This is a genomic window from Methylobacterium sp. AC690, from assembly GCF_979256535.1.
Genome location: NZ_CEEDOX010000009.1, coordinates 24,946 through 43,890 on the forward strand (window position 1 = coordinate 24,946; position 18,945 = coordinate 43,890).

An 18,945-nucleotide genomic window follows, 5' to 3' on the forward strand; every position below is an offset into this window, starting at 1 on the left:
GGCCGTCACTTCCACTGGGCCGCGTAGAAGCGCGGCAGCTCGTCGGGCTGCGCCGTGAAGGTCAGGTCCGAGGTGAAGGCGTAGTTCGTCGAGTAGGAGAACAGCGGCAGGGCATAGGCCTGGCCCGCGATGCGCGTCAGGGCTTCGGCGTACTTCACCTTCCGCACGGCCGGATCGGTGGCCCCGTCCCCGGCCTGGAGGGCCGCGATGGTCTCGGGATCCTTGGTCAGGTCCTCGTCGCCGCCGCGGAAGTAGACGCCGGTGAAGGCCGAGACGTCGAGCACCGAAAACGAGCCCCAGGTCTGGAAGGCGATCGAGACCTTGCCGCCGCGGATCAGGTCGCGCAGGGCGGCGTAGCGCAGGTAGTTCAGCCGCGCCTTGATGCCCACCGCGCGCAGGTAGCCGATCACCGCCTCCGCGTAGTCGCGCTCGCGGTAGGCTCCGAGGTCGATCTCGAAGCCATCCGGGTAGCCGGCCTCCTTCAGGAGCGCCTTGGCCTTGGCCGGGTCGTAGGCGTAGCGCGGAACGCCTTCGTCGGTGCAGCCGAACTGATCGATGAAGCAGGCGGCGTTCATCACCCGGCTGCCGCCGCGCACCAGGTTGTCGACCATGGCCTTGCGGTCGATGGCGTAGGAGATCGCCTGGCGCACGCGCGCGTCCTTGAGGGGCGAGTTGGCGGCGGCGCGTCCAAGGGTGTCGAACTGCAGGAAGCCGACCCGCATGGTCTCGGCGCTGAGCACGGTGACGTTCGGGGCGGCCTTCAGCTGGTCGGCTTGGTCGCTCGGCACCCGCCAGATCCAGTCGATTCCGCCGGTGACGAGTTCGGCCATGCGGCTGTCGGCGTCCGGGATCACGCGGAATTCGAGCTTGCCGATCTTCGCCGAACCGATCGGGCTGCCGGGCCAGTACTTGGCGAAGCGTTCCATTTTCACGCCGCGCCCGTTCTCCACCGCGGTGACGCGGTAGGGGCCCGTGCCCACGGGCGCCTTAGCGAAGCCGTCGAGGCCAACTTTCTTGAAGTAGGCCGCGGGGAAGATCGGGGTCGGACCGGCCAGGTATTCGAGGGCTGCCGGGAACGCCGTCTTCAGGTGGATGCGGACCGTATGCGCATCGACGACCTCGGTCGATTTCATCCAGTCGACGTTCTGCTTCGTCACCGTGCGGGCGTCCGGTGTCAGCACGTAATTGAAGGTGAAGGCCACGTCCTCGGGGCCGAAGGCGTCGCCGTTGTGGAAGGTCACGCCCTCGCGCAGGGTCAGCTCGAGGGTGACAGGATTGATCCATGTCCAGGCGGTGGCCAGCATCGGCTGGTAGGTGCCGGTCTTCGGATCGCGGTAGATCAGCGTGTCCCAGACGTTGCGAGCCAGGATGACGCCCTCGCGGGCGCTGTTGTGATAGGGGCTGACATTCTCCGGCTCCGTGTCGGAGGCGTAGACCAGGGTGTCGTTGGCCTTGCCGGCGAATGCGGGCGCGCTCGTGGCCAGCATCAGCAGGGTGAGCGCAGCGCGCAGCGCGGAGTCGTGTCGCGCTCCAGTCCCATTCGCCATGATCCGGTTCCTCTCAGCGCTGGCATGAGCCGGCGAAGCCGTGACCGCTCCGTCCTGCCACTTTTTTAGCCTTGCCATGGTGTTGTGCAATTAACATCGCAACAAGTAGAATTTTGCGATTGCTGCCGTGCCGATTCAGCAATGGATAGCGACGGTTTCGCCGACGGAGAGAGGCCATGCAGAGTGCGAGCCTGCGTTACTTCCTAGCCGTCGCCCGCACGGGCTCGATTGCCGCCGCCTCGACACAGCTGAACGTCGCGGCGTCCGCGATCAGCCGGCAGATCGCCAATCTCGAGGCCGAACTCGGCTGCATTCTGTTCGAGCGCCGCCCGCGCGGCATGGTGCCGAGTCCCGCGGGCGAGCTCCTGTCGGCGCACGCACACCAGACCCTGATGCGGGCCGAGCAGGTGGCGGCCGAGATTCAGGAGTTGCAGGGTCTGGCCCGCGGCTTCATCCGGGTCGCGACGTCGGAGGGCTTCGCCCTCGACCTGTTGCCGAATGCCATCGCGGAGTTCCACGCCGTCCATCCGGGCATCCGCTTCGAGGTGCAGATGCTGCCGCCGGCCCAAGTCACGCAGGTGGTGGCGGCGGGCGACGCCGATATCGGCATCACCTTCGCGATGGCACCATCGAGCCTCGTGTCGGTCGTCTATGACAACGCGGTCGAGATGGTCGCGCTCAGCGCCCCCAATCACCCCCTCGCGCGTCAGCCCGCGATCCAGCTCGCGGACCTGCGGGCCTATCCGATCGCGGTGCCGACCCTCGATACCACGGCTCGCCGGGTCTTCGACGCGGCCTGCCTGGCGGAAGGGATCACCATCGAGCCGACCCTGACGGCCAACGTGCTCTCGGCCCTGCTGCCCTTCGTCCGCCGGACGAAGGGATTGGCGCTGATGTCGGCGCTGACGGTGCAGACCCCGGTGCGTCTCGGCGAACTCGTCTGCATCCCGGTGCGCGCCCGAGCGAGCCTTATGCGCGGCATCCAGGTCCAGGTCATGCGCGACCGCAAGCTGCCGCATGCCGTGCAGGCGTTCCTGCGCCAGCTCATCGCTGCGCTGCCGCAGGCGGGGGGCGCAACGATCTGATCAGGCCTGGAGCGGCGGGACCTGACCGGTTGTCCCGCGCACGTCCGGTCTGACCAGCGCCCCATGGGCGACGTCCGCGGCCTAGCCACCGAGAGCCTCGGTGCGGCGCCGGCCCAGGTTCGTTTTGCGAGGGGGCCGGGCGAAGGCTCGCCGTCTGATCGCCAGCCATTTCGGTCCCAGGGCCGGCGGGGGAACGACCGAAACGGGTCGACCCGGGCGGTCACGCGTATCGCGGTCAGGAGGCGCGCGCAGCAGGGACGTTGTCAGCGATACCGATTGGGAAGACCGTCTCGTCCGAGGGTCCTGAGATCGAGCTGCTGAAGGTTTCGCGAATAAGGTTATTTCTCGGTCTAATCTTGTGCCTAGCTCGAAAAGTTCCGGGAATTCTGGAGTGTTTTCATCATAGGCCCAACATGAGCAGGGTTTGAATTGCTTTTGTTCTGCCGGGTTCGAAGCGTGCGCCGTGTGCTTCGCCAGCACCCGCCGGGTCCTGACACGGACAGCCTGCATGGCGATCCTCAGCATCACGAGTTGCGACTACGCCGATGGACAGGCCTTCGAAGCCGACAGGGATCTCCACAGCGGCGGCTCGGAGATCACGTCGCTGGGCACGCCGTTTGCGGCCTCCGTCAGGGGCCTCCGCTACCCGCACGCCGGCGCCACGCCCGGACAGCGGATCTTCATCGCCCGTCCATTGACTTCGGCATGAGGCGACGACCAGGCCCTGGCCATGCGCGCCAAAGCCGATATTCAGCTGCGACTGTCCGATTGCACGGCAGCAACGGCCACTCGGCTTGCTGCAGAAATCGAGGGATCTGAACCCGCCAGCCCGTTTTCGACACGGGTTGTCGGCCGTCGAAGACCTGAAAGATGGTACGTATCAAAGTGATCCGGCGGAGGGTATCCGTTTCGAGGAAATCCAGCGCCCCGCGCGGATTCCCGTTGCTGAGACCAGGGTGCGACCCTTGCCACACGTTAGCTTCGATCCGCCGCCCAAAGGGGTGCGGGGGGAGTCGTGTGCCGGCTGACGCCGAGCCAGCGAGACGGGGCGTCTCCCCCTGCCCGTCCCTGTCAGCGTGCCGGGTTGCGTGCCCGAACGATCCACGCCGCGCCGTCGATCATCACCGACCGCGCGCCGGGGCGGTTCGCGAAAGCGGCTCGGACCGCGGTCAAGGCGCGGGCGCGGATGTCGTCGGGCTGATCCGCGAGCACGCGCGACAACGGGCCGACCTTGGATGCCATCGCCACCGCGTCGTCGATCGCCGCGTCCCACGTCTCGCCCTCGCCGTACGGGATAGACGCATCGAAGGGCGCGATCGCGATCTCGGTGAAGCCGGCCGCCGATAGGATACGCTCCACCCGACCCCGGTCGCCAAACGAGAAAGGGCCGGGCGCCTCGGCATCGGGCTGCACGGTCGGCGGGACGATGCCCTTGATCGCGCCCATCGGCAGGCGCACCCAATCGTTCTCGGCCGCCCCGCGCCAGCAGACGAACGCGACCCGCCCGCCTGGCCGGAGCGCGCGGCGCATATGAGAGAACGCCCCGGTCGGATCGTCGAAGAACATCACGCCGAAACGCGAGAAGAGGATGTCGAACGCCCCCTGGGGCAGCGCCGCGCTGCCGGCGTCCGCCACCTGGAACAGGGCCGGAATCTCCTGTGGTGCAAGCGTGCGCGCGCGGTCGATCAGTGCTTCGGAAATGTCCACGCCCAGCACTTGGCCCCCCGCGCCGACGCGGGCGGCCAGAGCCAGGCTCGACGCGCCCGCGCCGCAGCCGACGTCCAGCACGCGCTCGCCCGTCCCGGGCGCGGCGGCTTCGATCGCGGCCTCGCCGAACACCGCCAGCATGGCGTCGAGCCGGGCCTGGTACGTGACCCAGCGCTCCCCGCTTCGGCCATTCCAGTCGGCGATCTGATCGGCATTTCGGTCGGCCATGCCTGATCCCTTTTCGAAGCGAAGGGTACATGTCGAATTTGATAGTGCCCTATAGATCGGCTGCACAAGACAAAAGAAAGACTAGCGAGGCGCGTTCGTCGCGCTCAGGCCGCGGAAAGCCGACATCCCTCCGCGACTGCATCTCGGGCGCAGCCCATCCAATCCATGCGCATGACGGATCGGTGAGAACGACGCTGTGTAAAACACCATGTCTGTCGAAGAGGCGTCCCTCGTGCACCCGGAACCGTGCAATCACAGGCGCCCCGACTGCACCGCGAGTGTCATCCAGAATGTTCGGATGGTGGCATTGCAGAAGAACGTTTGGCAGTTTCGGCACACGCCTCGGACCACCTACGCGTCGCGCGCGATCCGCGCCGAGACGAGAAACGCCAAGTCCCAGACGATCGTGCCGGCCGCCGCGCGATGCTCCTCCCGGAGACGATCCGCCAGCGTGTCGAGGCCCAGCGCATCCGCGCTCGTCACGCCGCGCTCGACCATGCGGGGGAGCATGGCTTGGGCCAGCGTCGCCAGGAAGGAGGGCTCGCCAGCCTGCAGGAGCACCCCTTCGCTGCGTGCTACCTCGATGCCGTGCCCCGCCGCCCGCATCAGGTCCACCAGGCGCAGCGCCAGCCCCGGATCGCCGCCCTCCGCCGCGACCGTGTCCCACAGCCAATCGTAGAGCCGACGATGCAGCGTCAGCGCGCCGAGCCCGGCGGGCAATCCGGCACGCCCGTGCTCCTGGAACGCCAGGATCGCCCCGGGCTTCCCAAGGGCGCCGAGTCGCGCGAGCGTCGCCGCGGCGGCGGGCAGGTACATCAGGACGCGGCGCCCGACGATGGCATCGAAGCGGCCCAGTTCGGGCAGCGCACCCGCGAGGTCCGCCTGCCGGTACCGGATCGGCGCGGCTTGCAGTCCCGCCTCGGCCGTATGGCCCATCGCCATCGCCTCCGGGCTCCGGTCGATCGCGATGACCTCGCCGTCCGGTCCCACCAAGCGGGCGACCAAGCGGCTCAGGTCCCCGTTTCCACAGCCGACATCGAGTACGCGCATACCGGGGGTGAGGCCGATCTCGGCGAAGAACCGGGCACTGGGTCCGTTGGCCGGGTTGGGGGCGGCCTGCGCGACGGCAGGTGGCAATGCGAGAGCGGGCGAGGCGACATGGGACATGGCCTCACCGGTAGGATCAAAGCGCTTCTCCGCCAAGTCGCTCGCCCCCGCCCGGCTCTGGCGAGGGCCATCGGCCTCGGACGTGTCGCCGCTCGGAGGGACGCTTTCACGGCTGTGGACCGGGAGGCCCAGCAAACGCCCTCCGTTGTCGCCGGGTCGCGACGCGATGGGGTGCGGCCCTCGCGCCGCTTCCCCCTGCCGGCAGGGGCCAGGGGCCCGTCAGTCCGCTACCTTGTAGCGGGCGCAGAGCTTGTTGCCGTCCGGGTCGCGCAGGTAAGCCAGATAGATTCGGCCCATCGGCGTCTGACGCTCGCCCGGCGGGTTCTCGACGGACGTCCCCCCGTGGGTGATCCCCGCCTCGTGCCAGGCCTTGGCCTCGTCCGGGCTGTCCATCGCGAACCCGATCGTGCCCCCATTGGCGGCGGTCGCCGGATCCCCGTTGATCGGCTTGGTGATGACGAAGCGGCTGCCGCGATGCGCGTAGACCAGGCGCCCGAGGGCATCGGTTTTGCCGGCCTCGCCGCCCATGGCTCCGAACAGCGCGTCGTAGAACGTCTTCGACTTGGCGAGGTCGTTACTGCCGACCACCATATGGCTGAACATGTGGTTCCCTTCCGCGATCATCCGCTCGCTGAGCTACCGCGTCCGGTGCCCCGGCTGCAACCGCGGGCCCTTCCGCGTCTGGGCGGGATGCTGGTGAGAGACGATCCATCAACGCGCCTCTCCGCACCTCTCGACGCCAGGTGCGCTGGAACCGGTCCTTGCCCACCTGCCCGCAGCAGCGTGGTGACGCGGCGATAGCCGGAGCGTCCGTACGCGAATGCAAGGGCGACAAGGGCGTGGGTCCACGCATCCTCGTCAGCCGGGGCCGGCGACACGTCGCGTTGCGGGCCCCGGTAATGGCCGATGATCCGGCAGGCGCGGCGCACCGAGAGGCCGTACTTCTCCTGAATCGCGTCGACCGCCCGCCGGCGTCGCTCGAGGGCTACAAGTTTCCCGAGGCGGCGCCCGCTAGGACCTGACCCTCCAGGGACGAGTCAGCCACGAGCCGGCGCAATTGCGCGTTCTCACGCTCCGGATCCTTCATCCGGCGCGCTTTAACGATCTGCAGGCCACCGTATTTCATGCCCTCGCCGATCTCCACGGCTCTGACGACGCGCGGGATCGTGGACGGCACGGCGGACGCCATCGTGCAATTCGTTCGACAGGAGTCGGCTGCGCCAGCGCATCGTGGCCTCGCTGCTTCCAGAGGGGACCTACACCGACGACCCGCACGGCTTCCCCGTCTGGATCATGCTTCCTGAGGGCTGGACGCGCGCGACGTTCGCCAGTCAGGGACGGCCGGCGGGGCTTGGCGTGGTCGGCAGCGACCCCTTCTGCGTGGCAGGGACGCCACCGGAGACGGTGCGCCTCAGCCTCGGCGACCCCTCGACCCGGCAGCAGACCACGCAGGGCTTGGAGGGTGCACGCCCACGCGTTTGAAGGCTCGCCAACCCTCGCCCGGCACACAACGGAGACAGTCGAAGCGCAGTCTCTTGGTTGGTCTTCGGATGGTTTCCGCGCCAGAACGAGGCGAATAGGTCCCCGAGCGGACGTTAAAGCCGCAGTCGAGAGAAGCCCGCTCTGGGTGGCTGGCGGACCCCGGTCTTTCGCCCCGGAGCAGACGTTCCGCCTTCGACCGAGCCTCGCCGTTCGAAGGTCTCTGGCCGGTTCTCAGAAGCGGACGTTCGACGGGAAGGTTGCAGGGGTCCTAGGCTTCTCGCGATGGTTTTCGATGCCCGGGCCTACGGCTCGCGTCCGCCCTCAGGTGCTCCTTGGCCCGACGTGGATCGCGGCGGCCATCGCTTCAGCGGGACCGGGATGGGATTGGACGCGCGGCCATGCTGGAGAAGACCCCGTCCCGGCGGATCAGCCCGTGCATCAGAGCTGCGCCGAGATGGGCGAGGATGACCCCGAATAAGGCATAGGCCAGGAGGGTGTGAAGCGAACGCAGCCACGCATAGAGGCTCGGATCACGCGGCAGGATCGGCGGAAGCACCACCGCGCCGCCGAGCCCGATGGGGTAACCGGCGGCCGACAGCATCGCCCAGCCGACCAGCGGCAGCCCCAGCATCAAGCCGTAGAGCAGGAGGTGCGAGGCGTGTGCCGCCCGCCGCTGCCAGGCCGGGAGGTCCGACGGCAGTTCCGGCGGTGGATGGCGCCAGCGGTTCGCGAGGCGCAGCAGGGCCAGGACGAGGATGCCGAGGCCCAGCGGACGGTGCAGGGCGACGAGCGCATGATAGTGGGCCACGGAGGTCACCATCGCCACGCCGATCAACAGCATGGCCAGGATCATGACGGCCATCGTCCAGTGCAGAAGTCGGGCCAGCCGGTTGAAGCGTGCGGTGGTGCTCACAGTCCGGCTCCTGAAACGGGTGTGTCGTGGACGGCGCTCGGCCCCTTGGGCTCGCCGGCGCGCCGCGTGAACGAGACCGAGTAGGCAGCCGAGCGGGCGGTGAGCAGCGGATCGTCCGACGCCATGATGCCGGCGGGCAGAACCAGGGGGTCGAAGTTCACGTCGCGGCAATTGCCGTCCGCCTCGGCTTGCGTCTCGGCGACGATGACTGTTCCGACGTCGAGGCTTGGTCTCTCGGCGGGCCAGGGACGCGTCGCGTCCGCTGTCGGATCGCCCGCGTCTCCCAGCGTGACAACGAGGTGCCAGCGCACGGGAGCCTGACGGACCGTGTCGGCGAACGCGTCGAACAGGTAATTCTTGTCCGTGGCCGCAGCCTGAGCCGGGCTCTGCGCCGTAGCGGTCTGCTCCGGGATGAACGCCCATCGGACCGGTGTCCGCGTGCCGTCCGCCGTGACGAACCGGAAGGCATTGAGGCTTCGGAAGGTGTCGTCGGCGAACCCGGAGGTGATCGCCCGCGCCTTGATCTGGGCGGCTGCCTTGGCACTCTCCGGGTGCGCGGCAAGGAACGCCTTCAGCGCCTCGGGATCGGGCTTGCCCGTGGCCGGGTCGGGCTTGGCGGCGAGAAGCTGTTCGTAGAACGCCTCCGGGGTGCGCACGGGGAAGACCGGGATGTCGTTGTTGCCGGTACGCCATTCCTCGCCGTCGGGAAGCTCGAAGCGCAGCGCGAGGCTGCGCACCGTCGTGGCTGCGTCCGCCGCGTAGGGCTGGCCGCCCGCCAGCGCGATGCGTCCGGTGACCGGCGTGGCCCGGTCGGGGGCGAACAGCGAGGCCCTCGACACGCGCGCGCCTCGGCCGCTGCTCTCGAAGCGTCCGGCGAGGCAGAGCCCCTTGGCGTGGTTGCGCCGGAACCCCGGATGGGAACCGTTGACCGCCTCGAAGCGATCCACGATCCGCGCCTGGGTCAGCATGCCCGGCGAGAGCCAGCCGCCGGCATACGCGAAAGCCCCCGCGGTGCCGGTCACCAGGGCGCCGATCGCGCCGAGACGCAGGAGGACGGCGCGCGGACGCAAGTCGGGACCAGCGCCGGTAAGGTCGTTCAGGAGAGACATGGTGGACCTTCAGAGAGACTTTGCGAGCTTTCAGAGAGACTTTGCGATTTTTCAAAGAGACTTGGCGGTGGCGCGCCGAACCGCGTCGGCGAGCGGATGCAGAACGCTGTCGTCGGCCGCACCCACGAGGCTGTAGCCCAGCCCGTCCTGGGCCCAGGCGTAGCCGCTCGAGGTCTCCGTCGTATGGGGACGCATCGGCGCATCGCCCGGCACGTGCATGGGCCGCATCAGCATGACGAAGCGCGCGCCGTGCCCGTCATCGTACATCAGCAGCCCGGCCGGTCCCTGCGGCGTTGCCACGAGGCGTCCACCCATCAGGCGATAGCCTGAGCCGCTGAGGTCCGGCACGCCCACCGGCCGCTTCAGCCGGGCTGAGAACCAGCCGGCGAGTTCGTCCCGGTTCGCGGCGGCGAGCTCGACGGGCCGGGTGTGGTCGGGCGCGTAGACGGCGTAGTTCATGCTCGCGGACTGGGCCAGCGCCTCGATGCCGGTCGGCGCGGGCGAGACCACCTCGCGCAGGCCCCAGCCTCCCGCTCCCCCGATGAGGAGCAGAAGCCCGGCCGCCATCGCCTGCCAGGCGGGCCGCGCCGGTCGACGGCGCGCCTCGACGATCCGTGCCAGGTTCAAGCGGGCCGGCACGGGTTCGGCTGCGACGGGTGCGAGCGCGGCACGCATCTCCTCACGCAGGCCGACCATGCGCGCGACCCGCATGCGCGCCTCGGGATGGTCGTCGAGATAAGTCTCGACCTCCCGCCTGCGGCTGGCCTCGAGCCGCTCGTCCACGAGGCCCTGGAGATCATCGTCGCCGATCGGACGCATGGTCATTTTACCCTCCGCAGGAGCGGTCGCTTGGCGGGAACGGCGGCGTCGGTGCCGTCCATGAGCTGGATCATCCGGTCCCGGGCCCGGGACAGACGGGACATCACGGTCCCGGTCGGGATCGCGAGGATGTCGGCGGTTTCGGCGTAGGACAGGCCCTCCACCGTCACGAGCAGGAGGACGCTGCGCTGCTCCTCCGGCAGGGCGTCCAGGGCGGTCATCAGGTCCCGATGGCGCAGGCCGCTCTCCTGGGTCGGCGCCACCGCGAGGTTGGCTTCCGCCGTGTCCTCGATCGGCATGTGGGCACCGCGGCGGACGCGCTGGCGCATCTGCGTCACGGCAAGGTTGTGGAGAATCGCGAAGAGCCAAGTCCGTGCATCGCCATCCGCCTGGCGCTGATGCCAGCGGCCGACCGCGCGCTCGAGGCAGTCCTGCACGAGGTCGTCGGCATCGGTGGGATTGCGCAGGAGTGCACGCGCATAGCGGCGCAGGGCCGGGATCAGCGGCTCGATGAGGCGCATCATGTCCGTCATGTCCGGTCTCCTGGCATGGGCGGGACTCCTCTGCTGGCACACCGGGCGTTTCGAACGCGCTCCGAGGCAGGCTACGGAGGCATAGACGCCGCCATTTCGAGATTATTCCACGCACGCATCGACATTTATCGAGCCAGTATCGCCTCGTGTCGCGCGCCGCTGGGCTCTGAAGACAGCGAGTCGATTTTTCTGACAATGCTTGGAATAAGCAGCTGGAGACGTCGTCTGTCCGGTATCCCTGCTCGACACTCTTGGATCGAGCAGGAAACACTGGAGATCTGACATGACGATGCGCAAGACCATCTCGGCCGTCGCTCTCGCGTCCGCCTGCACCTTCGCTGCCCTGACCGGCGCCTCCGAGGCCCGGAGCGTCACTCGTCCGATGGAGAGCCCGGCGGTCACGGGCTCGATCCTGCCGCAGGCGCGGTCCGCATCCTGGCTCGGCGGCCCGGACACCGACAGCGGGAACGCCCGGAACCCCGCCCTCCCCGGCTATGCCCAGGCCCGCGGTCAGGAGACCGGCGGACCCGCCCGTGAGCTGATCCCGAACTAGCTCCGGTTTCCCCGAGCGCGGACGAGCCCGCGCTCGGGCACTCGCGACTCCAGCCAGTCGAGGCAAGCGGTTTAAGATCGGCACCGAGGTCACGACCCAGGCATCCCGCGGGCAACCGGGGGCGGTCGCCCGTGCGGGGGGCTGATTGGGAGGGATGGCCGGCGGTCCGACGTTACGGACGTAACGCTCCCGCGTGCCGCTGAAACGCTGCAGTCATCTGCAGGGCGCAGACGATCGCACCGGGATGGCATCGGTCGTTCACCGCCGAGCGCAAGCGCGGCGCGTGCGGCCGCCCATCCCTTCTCCTTCGTCGCACCGGGGACCGCATGAAGATCCTTCTTGCCGCCACGCCTTCCGCCGGCCATCTCAATCCGTTGCTCGCCATCGCCCGCATGGCCCTCGCCCGCGGCGACGAGGCCCTGGTGGCCACAGCCACTTACCTCCGGACGGCGGTCGAAGCCTCCGGTGCTCGATTCCGACCGCTCGCCCCCGGTGCCGACATCGATTTGACTCGGGTCGAGGAGGTTCTGCCCGAGCGCGCCAGCCTACCTCCCGGCCCGGAGCAGCTCCGCTACAATTTCGAGCGGATCTTCCTCGATCCGATGCTGCCACAGGCAGAAACGCTGCGCCGGATCATCGCGACGGATCGCCCCGATCTCGTCGTCGTCGACGATCTGTTCTTTGGCGCGACGGCCTTGTTTCTGGATCGCGAGACGCCCCGCCCGCCGATCGTCGCCTGCAGCATCACGATCATGGTGGCGAATAGACCGGACGGTGCGCCGACCATGATCGGGCTGCCGCCTGCCCTCGACGAGGCCACGCGGGCGTCCTACGCAGCCATGGCGGTTCAGGCTGAGACCGTCTTCGGGGCGCCGGTCCGAGCCTACGCGGATGCCAAGCTCGCCGAGTTGGGCCTGCCGCCGCTGCCATGTGGAGTGCTGCACTCGCGGCACCTCATGGCGGACGCTTTCCTGCAGACGACCGTCCCGGCCTTCGAGTACGATTTCGGACGCATGCCCGCTCACGTCCAGTTCGTTGGCGCCTTGCCCCCTCCGCCGTCGCGGGATGTCGCCCTGCCGGATTGGTGGGATCAACTCGACGGATCCAGAAAGGTCGTGCTCGTCACGCAGGGCACGGTCGCGAACGCGGATTTCGGTGAGCTTGTCGAGCCGACCCTCGCCGCCCTCGGCGACCGCGAAGATCTGTTGGTGCTCGTCACCACCGGACGTCGGCCGATCGGAAACGTCCGCGGACCGATCCCGGGCAATGCGCGGCTTGCGGAGTTCCTCGATTTCGCGGCGCTCCTGCCGAAGATCGACGTGCTGGTGACCAATGGCGGTTACGGGACGGTGCAACTGGCCCTTCAAGCCGGCGTACCGATCGTATCAGCGGGGCGGACCGAGGACAAAGCCGAGGTCGGTGCTCGGGTCGCGTGGTCGGGTGTGGGTCTCGAGATCCCCTCGCAGCGGGCGGAACCTCGGGAACTGCGTGAGGCGGTCGATCGCGTTCTGACCGATCCGTCCTATCGCGACCGTGCAAGGGCGATTGCGGCGGACATGGCTGCGATCGACACGCCGGCTGCCATATTCGGGGTTCTTGATCGCCTCGTCCTGAAAGCCCGAACAGCCTGACCGGCGTTTCGGCAGCGACAGGCACGTCCTGTCGGTCGAACCGTCATGGCCGAGACTTAATCCGCTTCTCCTGGCCTGCCAGACAAAGCGGTATCGATGATCAGCAAACCGCGGGGCTTGCCCGACGTCCCGTCGATCGTCGCGACGGCACGCCACAGGCGCTCGCTGCTGACCAGAAAGGGTCGGTAGTCTCCGTTGACATCCCCGACAAAGACCAGGTCCGCGTCCGCTAGATATCCAAGGATCGGCGAAAAATGCCCGGCTCCCCGGCCGAATAAGGGGCCTCGATGGAAGTTGACGATCAGCCGTTTCTCAGGATTGTTGCTGCTCTTCATCGCCTCGCGGAACGCGGGCAACGAGAGATCGCGTACGACATCGACCTGACGGTCGAGCCGTCGTCGTAGCAGGTCGGCCAGCTCCTCCAGCGTCAGACCGTTCACAAGCACGCCGAACCAGGGCTGGAACGTCGTTCCGAGAAGGATGTCGGCTTGCGAGAAGTCGACGCCGAGAGAGCGGAGCAGGTTCGCCACGGTGGCGGGCCCGCAGAAACTCGGGTTGCTCTGGTATTCGTAGGGCCGCCGGCGGTACGCGGCGGCGACCGGCAGCGCCCAGGCCTGCGCCAGCAGCGCAGGATCATGGAAGTCCGACCGCCTCTCGATCGACCTGACGGATGCATAGGCGTTCGGTCTGAGATGATGCGCGCCGACACTGGCCGCGCCGGCGCATCCTGCCAGGAGTGCGGTCAGTCCGAGGAAGGGCGCCAGGCGGCGCTTCCTGACCCCGCCTCGTCGAACCTGTTCGGCCACCATGTAGATCGTATCCCGGTGCGTTGGAGATGGTGGCCGGCCCGCTACGTGGCCAGCGCGATCGCAAACAGGCGCAGGACGGCACGCGCGCCTCGTACGGGCTGAACGGCGACGATCCGCGCCTCGCAGGACGTCGCATCCCGCACCACGGCTTCGGAGACGATGCAGTCGCAGTCGGTTGTGCGGGTCATCTGCTCCAGGCGGCGGGCGACGTTGACGGTATCGCCCACCGCGGTGAACTCGACGCGGTCCGCCCCGATGGCCCCGACGAACACCGGACCGCGATGGAGGCCGATCCCGATGCGGACCGGCGGCAGACCGGCCCGCCCTCGCTCGCGAGTCCAGACCAGCATCGCGGCGGCGAGGGAGCGGGCCGCCGCGAGGGCGCGGTCCGTGTCGTCGTACGCGGCCTGCGGTACGCCGAATACGGCCATGACCTCGTCACCGACGAACTTGTCGACGAGGCCACCCGCCGCCTCGATCGCCGCCGCGGCGCGGCGCCGAAATTCGGTGAGGAAGGCCGCGACATCGCCCGGTGACACCGTTTCGCACAGGTGGGTGAAGTCGCGGATGTCGGCGAACAGCACCGTCGCCTCCTGCTCCCAGCCAGCGCGCAGGGTGACGGGATCCGTCTCAGCCACCAACCGTGCCACCGCTGGCGACGCCAACCGCGCCAGGTTGTCCCTGTGTCGTGTCGCGACCCGCGCGGCGGAGCGCAGGCGCCGCACCTGCAGCGCCAGCGTTGTCAGGGCAAGCCCGGCGAGGCCGAGCGTAACAGGGGCGGACCCGGTCGCGGATGTGAGCCCGACAAGCAGGGGTGCCGGAACCGCGGTGAGAAGCGCGCCACCCCAGGCCGCGGCCGTGCGGTACCGGCAGAGTGCCGGAGCCGCCCCGATCCCGCGCCGCGGCGAGCCGAACCAGGGAGCCGGATCCGTCGCCGCGCCGGTGGTCTCCGGAAGGACCATCGCCGACATCAGCAGCCCGAGCAGATGCGATTGATGATGCGTTGCGCCCGGAGATGCTCGCGCTCGAGCGTGGGCGAGCGGACTTCCCGGCTCGTCGCGTGCAGGAGCGGGCGCAACCGCGCGGCGGGGCTCGGCAGATCGACTTGCGCGAAGCGCGGGGCCGCCTGCGACAGCGCGGCGCTCGGAAGCGCGAGGAACAGGAGAAGGGCTCGCGCCGCCGTGCCTGCGATCGGTCTTGTTCGCCTGAGAACCATGATCGTATGCTCCGATGTGTGGAGCTCCAGGATTAGGCTGGTGAAATTTCACTGCGATGTCGCAGAAACTGGCGATCCGTGACATCTGCAATGTAATTGAATGGATTTGTACTTGCGCTATTGGTCCAGACGCTGGCCGTTCTCGAGGATAATCCGCAGAAGCTCGGTCGGCACCCGTTCCGTTCGGTCGGGTGCCGTTGGGCGTGCCAGGGATTGACGGCCGCTTCCGGGTTCCGATGCGCGATCAGGCGGCGACCTGCAGCGGCCCGATGCGACGGATGCCGCTATGGCCCTGGAGGACCGGCATCGCGCCTGTCAGGCGCAGGCCCGGAGCGAGGCGCATCAGCGCGCCCAGACCCTCCTCCAGCTCGATCCGGGCGAGGGCCTCGCCGATGCACCGGTGTGCGCCGCCGCCGAAGATCGGGTGCAGGCGCGGAAGGTCGACGCGACGGATGTCGAACGTGTCGGGCTGCGTGTAGACCGCCTCGTCCCGCAGGGCCGACAGGGTCGAGAGCATGATCATGCTTCCGGCCGGCACGACGGCCCCGTCGAGGTCGATCGCCTCGCGGGCGACCCGCCCCGCGGAGCCGACGCTCGGCTCGTAGCGGAGGGCTTCCGCCACAGCGGCCGGGATCAGGCCTGGATCGTGGCGCACCGCCGCCCACTGCTCCTGATGCTGCAGCAGCAGCGCCGCCTGCATGGCGCCGGCGACCCGGGTCGTATCGGTCCCGCCGATGATCATCTGTACGAGCTGGACGACCACTTCCTCGGGCGTGAGATCGCCCGCCGCCTCGGCCTCCGCGAGGAAGCACGATAGGAAATCCTCCTGGGGCGCCGACCGACGGGCCTCGAGGATCGTCCGCACGTAAGTCTGCAGCGCGGCCGCCGCCCCTTCAAGATCCGCGATGTCCTCCGGTCCGAAGGTGAAGCTCAGCACCCGGGAAACCTCGTAGGCGAGGTGCGTGAAGCGGGGGATGTCCTCGTGCGGCAGACCCAGGATGTCGGCCAGGGTCTGCGCCGGGATGAGCGCGGTGTAGCGCTCGACGAGGTCGACCTCGCCGTCCGGCAGCCAGGCTCGGACGAGGCTCTCCGCAGCCGCGCGGATCCGGGGGCGCAGGCCTTCGATCATTCGGGCTGCGAATGTCCGGGTGAAGGGCGAACGGCGCCGGCGATGGACCGCCCCATTGGCGGTGAGCATCCCGTGCGCGAAGATGTCGAAAAGCCGGCCCTCCGGGATCCCGCGCGTCTCGGGGTAGAGCGTCTCCGTTGCTTGGACCCGCGGATCGCGCATGAGCCGATCGACGTCCCTGGCCCGGAGGACGACGAAGCCCGCGACCTCGTGGCCGACGACGGGCAGCCGGGGCCGCCAGGTGCGGAACGTCCCGTGCGGATCGGCCTCCAGTTCGGCAACCGTCAGGGTCGGGATGCCCTGGGATGGCGCCAGCGGGCCGGCCTGTCGAACCCGATCTTCGTTTCCATCCATCGACACATCCTCGCTGTTGCTTTGCGAGAGGAGTCTCGAACGCCGAAGTTACACGATCATGTCCGATGTAGAGCCGACGGTTACCGTCATAACATGCGGCGGAGCGGAAGGCCGTACGTGCCATTCGTGCGAAAGAACACGTCCAGTGTACGACTTCGCAGGGGGCGCGATTTCTGAAATCGTGCCGTCATCGAGTGCTCTGAGAACGACTCCGCATCACGGGAGGACTTCTCATGCGGGCAGAGCAAGCGGACCAAGACATCTTCGAAGCGTTGCTGAGGCGTACGATCACCCAATCCGTGATCGAGGGCCTGGATCACGCAATCCCCGGCGTGACGGTCCTCGCCGCGCTCCTGCAGCACGACGCGTGGCAGGCGCGCAAACAGCAGCTGAGCCCCCAGACCCTCTAGGTCATGGCGTCGGCGCAGCGCCTCCTGGGCAACCAGGCGGCAAGGCGGCGCGAGACCTGAGACGGACTCGCGGTCCAGAGCGGCATCCGTCCCGGATGCCCGCCCTGGACACAGGCATTGTCTGACCTGATGCGGTCGGTAAGGTGTACCGACCCTCTCAGCCGCGGGCCTTGAGGCCCACAGTCAGGAACCGCTCGATCATCGCGTTGACCTGATCGGCGACCTCGATGGTATTGAAATGCCCCGCGAGCAGCGTCTTCGCCGTCACCAGTTGCGGGCAGAGTTCACGCAGCCTGTCGAGGTCCCGCGCCTGTTCCACCAGGGGGACGTCTGCCGAGATGTAGACCATGGGGATCCGGCAGGCGCGTGCGGCCGGGACGGGGTCGTGGTGCAGCACCATGCTGCGCAGCGCCGCGTAAGCCACGTGCTGCGGCGTCCGCTCCGCCGGGCCGCGGATGAACGTGTCGAAGAGCGCCTGCCGTCGCGCCGGATGATCGTAGTCGCATCCGATCGCCCAGGCCATGTCGCGCACGACGGTCCGGTAGTTCGAACCGCCCACGCCCGCCAGCAGGCCCTCGATTTCGGAGCTGCCCGCCGTGTCGGGCGACGGCAGGACGATCGTGTCGATCATCACGAGACCGGCGGCGAGTTCGGGATGGCGGCCGCACAGCTCCAGGGCCACCGCGCCGCCGAGGCTGTGACCGATGACGACAGGCTTCGACAAGCCCAGGGTTCGGCACTGCCACGCAATGTCGTCGGCAAAGCCCTCCATCGCGTAGTCTCCCTCGGGTGCATCGCTGGCACCGTGGCCGCGCAGGTTGACCGCCACGACGCGGCGTGTGCCCGAGAAATGCGCGATCTGTGGCGTGAAGACCCCGTGATCGCCGGTCCAGCCGTTGATCAGGAGCAAGGGGGGAGCCTGGGGCGCGAGGGGTCCGGCCTCGATATGGGCGAGCCGGGTGCCGTCGCGGGTGAGGTGGACGGGCTGCCACGGGGGCGGGTCACAGATCATGCGGGTTCTCGGTGTGGCTGCGAGGGGGGAGCGGGACGAGGACGGCCGGACGCGCAAGGCCGGCCAAGGCGGCGGTCGCCGCCAGACAGCCGCCGAGCATCACGGTGGCCATCGACAGGGCGGAGCGCCCGTCGAAGAACCGGGCGACGAGATCGCTGGCGATGGCCGCTCCGACCATCTGCAGGCAGACCGCCACGGCGCCGGCGGTGCCGGCGGCCCCGGGGCTCGCCTCCGTCGCACCGTGCAGGGCGTTGGGCGAGACGAGGCCGAATGCGAAGCTCGTGCCCGCCATGGCAGCGATCACCGGCGACGCCGCGGGCGGGCAGGCCAGCGCATGGAGGAGGAGCATCGCCGCCAGGAGGGTCGCTCCGGCAAGACCGACGCCGATCACCCTGTGGGGACAGATGCCCCGGGCGGCGAGGCGGCCGTTCACGGCGGCGCCGGCCATCACCGACAGGGAACTCGCCCCGAAGATGAGCCCGTAGGCCGACGGGCTGAACCCGAGGGCGTCGAGGAAAACCAGCGGGGAGCCCGTGATGTAGGCGAAGACTGCGCCCGCCGCCGCGGCGTTGCAGAGGGCGTGGCCGAGGAAGGCGCGGCACCCCAGGATCGTGCGATAGGGACGCAGAATTCCGACCGGAACCGGGCCGGCGGCGCGAGGCAGGGTTTCGGCGAAATGTGGGATCGCCGCCAGGACCGTCAGGGCCGCCACGAGCGGTGCGGCGTGGATCAGGCGCCAGCCGCCGAGGTCCATCAGGCCGGCCCCCAGCGTCGGGGCCACCATGGGCACCACATTGACGGTCAGGACGACGAAGGACATCCGGGCGCGCGCGACCTCATCGGCGAACAGATCTCGCACCATCGCGAAGACCGCCATACCGGGGCCGGCCGCGCCGATCCCCTGGATGGCCCGGAACAGCAGGAAGTGCGGCAAGGTCCGCGCTGCGGCGCAGCCGATGCTGCCTCCGATCAGGAGAAGGCAGCCGCAGACAATCGCTGGCCGGCGGCCGACACGGTCCGAGACCGGCCCGTAAACCGGGAGCGCGGCCCCAAGCCCGAGCAGGTAGACGGCCATGGCGGCCCCCATCGCGGCGGCCGGGACGTGCAGCGCGGCCGCCGTCTCGGACAGGCTCGGCAAGATCATGTCGATCCCGAAGGTCGGGAGTGCGGCGAGGAGCCCGAGCAGCGCCGAGAAGGCGCGCGAATCGGGGCGAATTCGGGGGCGTACCGGCACGGTGGCG

19 protein-coding genes and 2 pseudogenes are annotated in these 18,945 nt (G+C 68.8%); 6 read left to right on the forward strand and 15 right to left on the reverse strand.

All coding sequences use genetic code 11. From position 1 onward, the window contains the following. Positions 1–5 precede the first annotated feature (5 nt). Entirely contained in the window at positions 6–1,487 is a 1,482-nt protein-coding gene (locus AC0IY1_RS12005) for an ABC transporter substrate-binding protein (RefSeq protein WP_471770003.1), read from the reverse strand. A 236-nt stretch (positions 1,488–1,723) separates the two neighbouring features. Between AC0IY1_RS12005 and AC0IY1_RS12010 the strand changes: the two genes are divergently transcribed. Beyond that, positions 1,724–2,632, forward strand: a complete 909-nt coding sequence (locus tag AC0IY1_RS12010) for a LysR family transcriptional regulator (RefSeq protein WP_471769781.1) — start codon at positions 1,724–1,726, stop codon at positions 2,630–2,632. A gap of 508 nt (positions 2,633–3,140) precedes the next feature. Next, a complete protein-coding gene (locus AC0IY1_RS12015) occupies positions 3,141–3,341 on the forward strand; it encodes a hypothetical protein (RefSeq protein WP_471769783.1) in 201 nt (66 codons plus the stop codon). 362 nt (positions 3,342–3,703) lie between these two features. Here the strand turns inward: AC0IY1_RS12015 and AC0IY1_RS12020 are convergent, their stop codons facing one another. From AC0IY1_RS12020 to AC0IY1_RS12035, 4 genes and pseudogenes are all read right to left on the reverse strand, one after another. Next, positions 3,704–4,567, reverse strand: coding sequence for a class I SAM-dependent methyltransferase (locus AC0IY1_RS12020; protein ID WP_471769785.1), 864 nt, complete (start codon positions 4,565–4,567; stop codon positions 3,704–3,706). A gap of 351 nt (positions 4,568–4,918) precedes the next feature. Then, positions 4,919–5,734 carry a class I SAM-dependent methyltransferase gene (locus tag AC0IY1_RS12025; RefSeq protein ID WP_471769786.1) on the reverse strand — a complete coding sequence of 272 codons (816 nt, stop codon included), beginning with the start codon at positions 5,732–5,734 and terminating at the stop codon, positions 4,919–4,921. Positions 5,735–5,953: 219 nt separating this feature from the next. Beyond that, complete coding sequence (locus AC0IY1_RS12030; RefSeq protein ID WP_103710943.1) at positions 5,954–6,337, reverse strand: VOC family protein; 384 nt, start codon at positions 6,335–6,337, stop codon at positions 5,954–5,956. A gap of 127 nt (positions 6,338–6,464) precedes the next feature. Beyond that, positions 6,465–6,857, reverse strand: a pseudogene (locus AC0IY1_RS12035) (IS3 family transposase); the annotation flags it as partial. 1 nt (position 6,858) lies between these two features. On the opposite strand from AC0IY1_RS12035, the pseudogene AC0IY1_RS12040 reads away from it, so the two are divergent. After that, positions 6,859–7,235 (forward strand): annotated as a pseudogene (locus AC0IY1_RS12040) (PLP-dependent aminotransferase family protein); the annotation flags it as partial. A gap of 345 nt (positions 7,236–7,580) precedes the next feature. Here AC0IY1_RS12040 and AC0IY1_RS12045 read toward each other — a convergent pair. The 4 genes from AC0IY1_RS12045 to AC0IY1_RS12060 are packed head-to-tail and all read right to left on the reverse strand — an operon-like array spanning position 7,581 to position 10,590. Further along, positions 7,581–8,129 carry a cytochrome b gene (locus tag AC0IY1_RS12045; RefSeq protein ID WP_471769788.1) on the reverse strand — a complete coding sequence of 183 codons (549 nt, stop codon included), beginning with the start codon at positions 8,127–8,129 and terminating at the stop codon, positions 7,581–7,583. After that, positions 8,126–9,238: a catalase family peroxidase gene (locus AC0IY1_RS12050; RefSeq protein ID WP_471769790.1), complete on the reverse strand. Its 1,113-nt coding sequence runs from the start codon at positions 9,236–9,238 to the stop codon at positions 8,126–8,128. The genes AC0IY1_RS12045 and AC0IY1_RS12050 overlap by 4 nt, the downstream gene beginning before the upstream one ends. A gap of 51 nt (positions 9,239–9,289) precedes the next feature. Continuing rightward, the gene (locus tag AC0IY1_RS12055) at positions 9,290–10,063 is read right to left on the reverse strand and encodes an anti-sigma factor family protein (RefSeq protein ID WP_471769792.1); all 774 of its coding nucleotides are present in this window, start codon (positions 10,061–10,063) and stop codon (positions 9,290–9,292) included. Next, a complete protein-coding gene (locus AC0IY1_RS12060; protein ID WP_055958572.1) occupies positions 10,060–10,590 on the reverse strand; it encodes a sigma-70 family RNA polymerase sigma factor in 531 nt (176 codons plus the stop codon). The genes AC0IY1_RS12055 and AC0IY1_RS12060 overlap by 4 nt, the downstream gene beginning before the upstream one ends. 283 nt (positions 10,591–10,873) lie before the next feature. On the opposite strand from AC0IY1_RS12060, the gene AC0IY1_RS12065 reads away from it, so the two are divergent. Next, a complete protein-coding gene (locus AC0IY1_RS12065) occupies positions 10,874–11,143 on the forward strand; it encodes a hypothetical protein (protein WP_055958575.1) in 270 nt (89 codons plus the stop codon). A gap of 374 nt (positions 11,144–11,517) precedes the next feature. Next, on the forward strand, positions 11,518–12,774 hold the full coding sequence (locus tag AC0IY1_RS12070; RefSeq protein WP_471769793.1) for a nucleotide disphospho-sugar-binding domain-containing protein: 1,257 nt from the start codon (positions 11,518–11,520) through the stop codon (positions 12,772–12,774). Between the two features lie 56 nt (positions 12,775–12,830). On the opposite strand, the gene AC0IY1_RS12075 is transcribed toward AC0IY1_RS12070, so the two are convergent. The 4 genes from AC0IY1_RS12075 to AC0IY1_RS12090 all read right to left on the reverse strand — a co-directional run bounded on the left by AC0IY1_RS12075 (position 12,831) and on the right by AC0IY1_RS12090 (position 16,282). After that, positions 12,831–13,583, reverse strand: a complete 753-nt coding sequence (locus AC0IY1_RS12075; protein WP_471769795.1) for a phytochelatin synthase family protein — start codon at positions 13,581–13,583, stop codon at positions 12,831–12,833. 41 nt (positions 13,584–13,624) lie between these two features. Then, positions 13,625–14,545 carry an adenylate/guanylate cyclase domain-containing protein gene (locus tag AC0IY1_RS12080; protein WP_471769796.1) on the reverse strand — a complete coding sequence of 307 codons (921 nt, stop codon included), beginning with the start codon at positions 14,543–14,545 and terminating at the stop codon, positions 13,625–13,627. 8 nt (positions 14,546–14,553) lie between these two features. Beyond that, positions 14,554–14,799, reverse strand: a complete 246-nt coding sequence (locus AC0IY1_RS12085; RefSeq protein ID WP_471769798.1) for a hypothetical protein — start codon at positions 14,797–14,799, stop codon at positions 14,554–14,556. Between the two features lie 244 nt (positions 14,800–15,043). Further along, complete coding sequence (locus AC0IY1_RS12090; protein WP_471769800.1) at positions 15,044–16,282, reverse strand: cytochrome P450; 1,239 nt, start codon at positions 16,280–16,282, stop codon at positions 15,044–15,046. Between the two features lie 233 nt (positions 16,283–16,515). Here AC0IY1_RS12090 and AC0IY1_RS12095 point away from each other — a divergent pair, with 233 nt between their 5' ends. Next, on the forward strand, positions 16,516–16,692 hold the full coding sequence (locus AC0IY1_RS12095) for a hypothetical protein (protein WP_471769802.1): 177 nt from the start codon (positions 16,516–16,518) through the stop codon (positions 16,690–16,692). 157 nt (positions 16,693–16,849) lie between these two features. Here AC0IY1_RS12095 and AC0IY1_RS12100 read toward each other — a convergent pair whose 3' ends face one another. Together AC0IY1_RS12100 and AC0IY1_RS12105 are read right to left on the reverse strand one after the other, a co-directional pair. Then, on the reverse strand, positions 16,850–17,602 hold the full coding sequence (locus AC0IY1_RS12100; protein ID WP_471769803.1) for an alpha/beta fold hydrolase: 753 nt from the start codon (positions 17,600–17,602) through the stop codon (positions 16,850–16,852). A 91-nt stretch (positions 17,603–17,693) separates the two neighbouring features. Beyond that, entirely contained in the window at positions 17,694–18,938 is a 1,245-nt protein-coding gene (locus tag AC0IY1_RS12105) for a Bcr/CflA family efflux MFS transporter (protein ID WP_471769805.1), read from the reverse strand. Positions 18,939–18,945 lie beyond the last annotated feature (7 nt).

Bases quoted from the DNA above. Each gene is read 5' to 3' on its own strand.
- AC0IY1_RS12015 (WP_471769783.1), top strand. From the start codon at position 3,141: ATGGCGATCCTCAGCATCACGAGTTGCGACTACGCCGATGGACAGGCC.
- AC0IY1_RS12080 (WP_471769796.1), bottom strand. From the start codon at position 14,545: ATGGTCCTTCCGGAGACCACCGGCGCGGCGACGGATCCGGCTCCCTGG.
- AC0IY1_RS12030 (WP_103710943.1), bottom strand. From the start codon at position 6,337: ATGTTCAGCCATATGGTGGTCGGCAGTAACGACCTCGCCAAGTCGAAG.
- AC0IY1_RS12060 (WP_055958572.1), bottom strand. From the start codon at position 10,590: ATGACGGACATGATGCGCCTCATCGAGCCGCTGATCCCGGCCCTGCGC.
- AC0IY1_RS12065 (WP_055958575.1), top strand. From the start codon at position 10,874: ATGACGATGCGCAAGACCATCTCGGCCGTCGCTCTCGCGTCCGCCTGC.
- AC0IY1_RS12095 (WP_471769802.1), top strand. From the start codon at position 16,516: ATGCGGGCAGAGCAAGCGGACCAAGACATCTTCGAAGCGTTGCTGAGG.
- AC0IY1_RS12055 (WP_471769792.1), bottom strand. From the start codon at position 10,063: ATGACCATGCGTCCGATCGGCGACGATGATCTCCAGGGCCTCGTGGAC.
- AC0IY1_RS12025 (WP_471769786.1), bottom strand. From the start codon at position 5,734: ATGTCCCATGTCGCCTCGCCCGCTCTCGCATTGCCACCTGCCGTCGCG.
- AC0IY1_RS12075 (WP_471769795.1), bottom strand. From the start codon at position 13,583: ATGGTGGCCGAACAGGTTCGACGAGGCGGGGTCAGGAAGCGCCGCCTG.
- AC0IY1_RS12090 (WP_471769800.1), bottom strand. From the start codon at position 16,282: ATGGATGGAAACGAAGATCGGGTTCGACAGGCCGGCCCGCTGGCGCCA.
- AC0IY1_RS12050 (WP_471769790.1), bottom strand. From the start codon at position 9,238: ATGTCTCTCCTGAACGACCTTACCGGCGCTGGTCCCGACTTGCGTCCG.
- AC0IY1_RS12020 (WP_471769785.1), bottom strand. From the start codon at position 4,567: ATGGCCGACCGAAATGCCGATCAGATCGCCGACTGGAATGGCCGAAGC.
- AC0IY1_RS12010 (WP_471769781.1), top strand. From the start codon at position 1,724: ATGCAGAGTGCGAGCCTGCGTTACTTCCTAGCCGTCGCCCGCACGGGC.
- AC0IY1_RS12005 (WP_471770003.1), bottom strand. From the start codon at position 1,487: ATGCTGGCCACGAGCGCGCCCGCATTCGCCGGCAAGGCCAACGACACC.
- AC0IY1_RS12085 (WP_471769798.1), bottom strand. From the start codon at position 14,799: ATGGTTCTCAGGCGAACAAGACCGATCGCAGGCACGGCGGCGCGAGCC.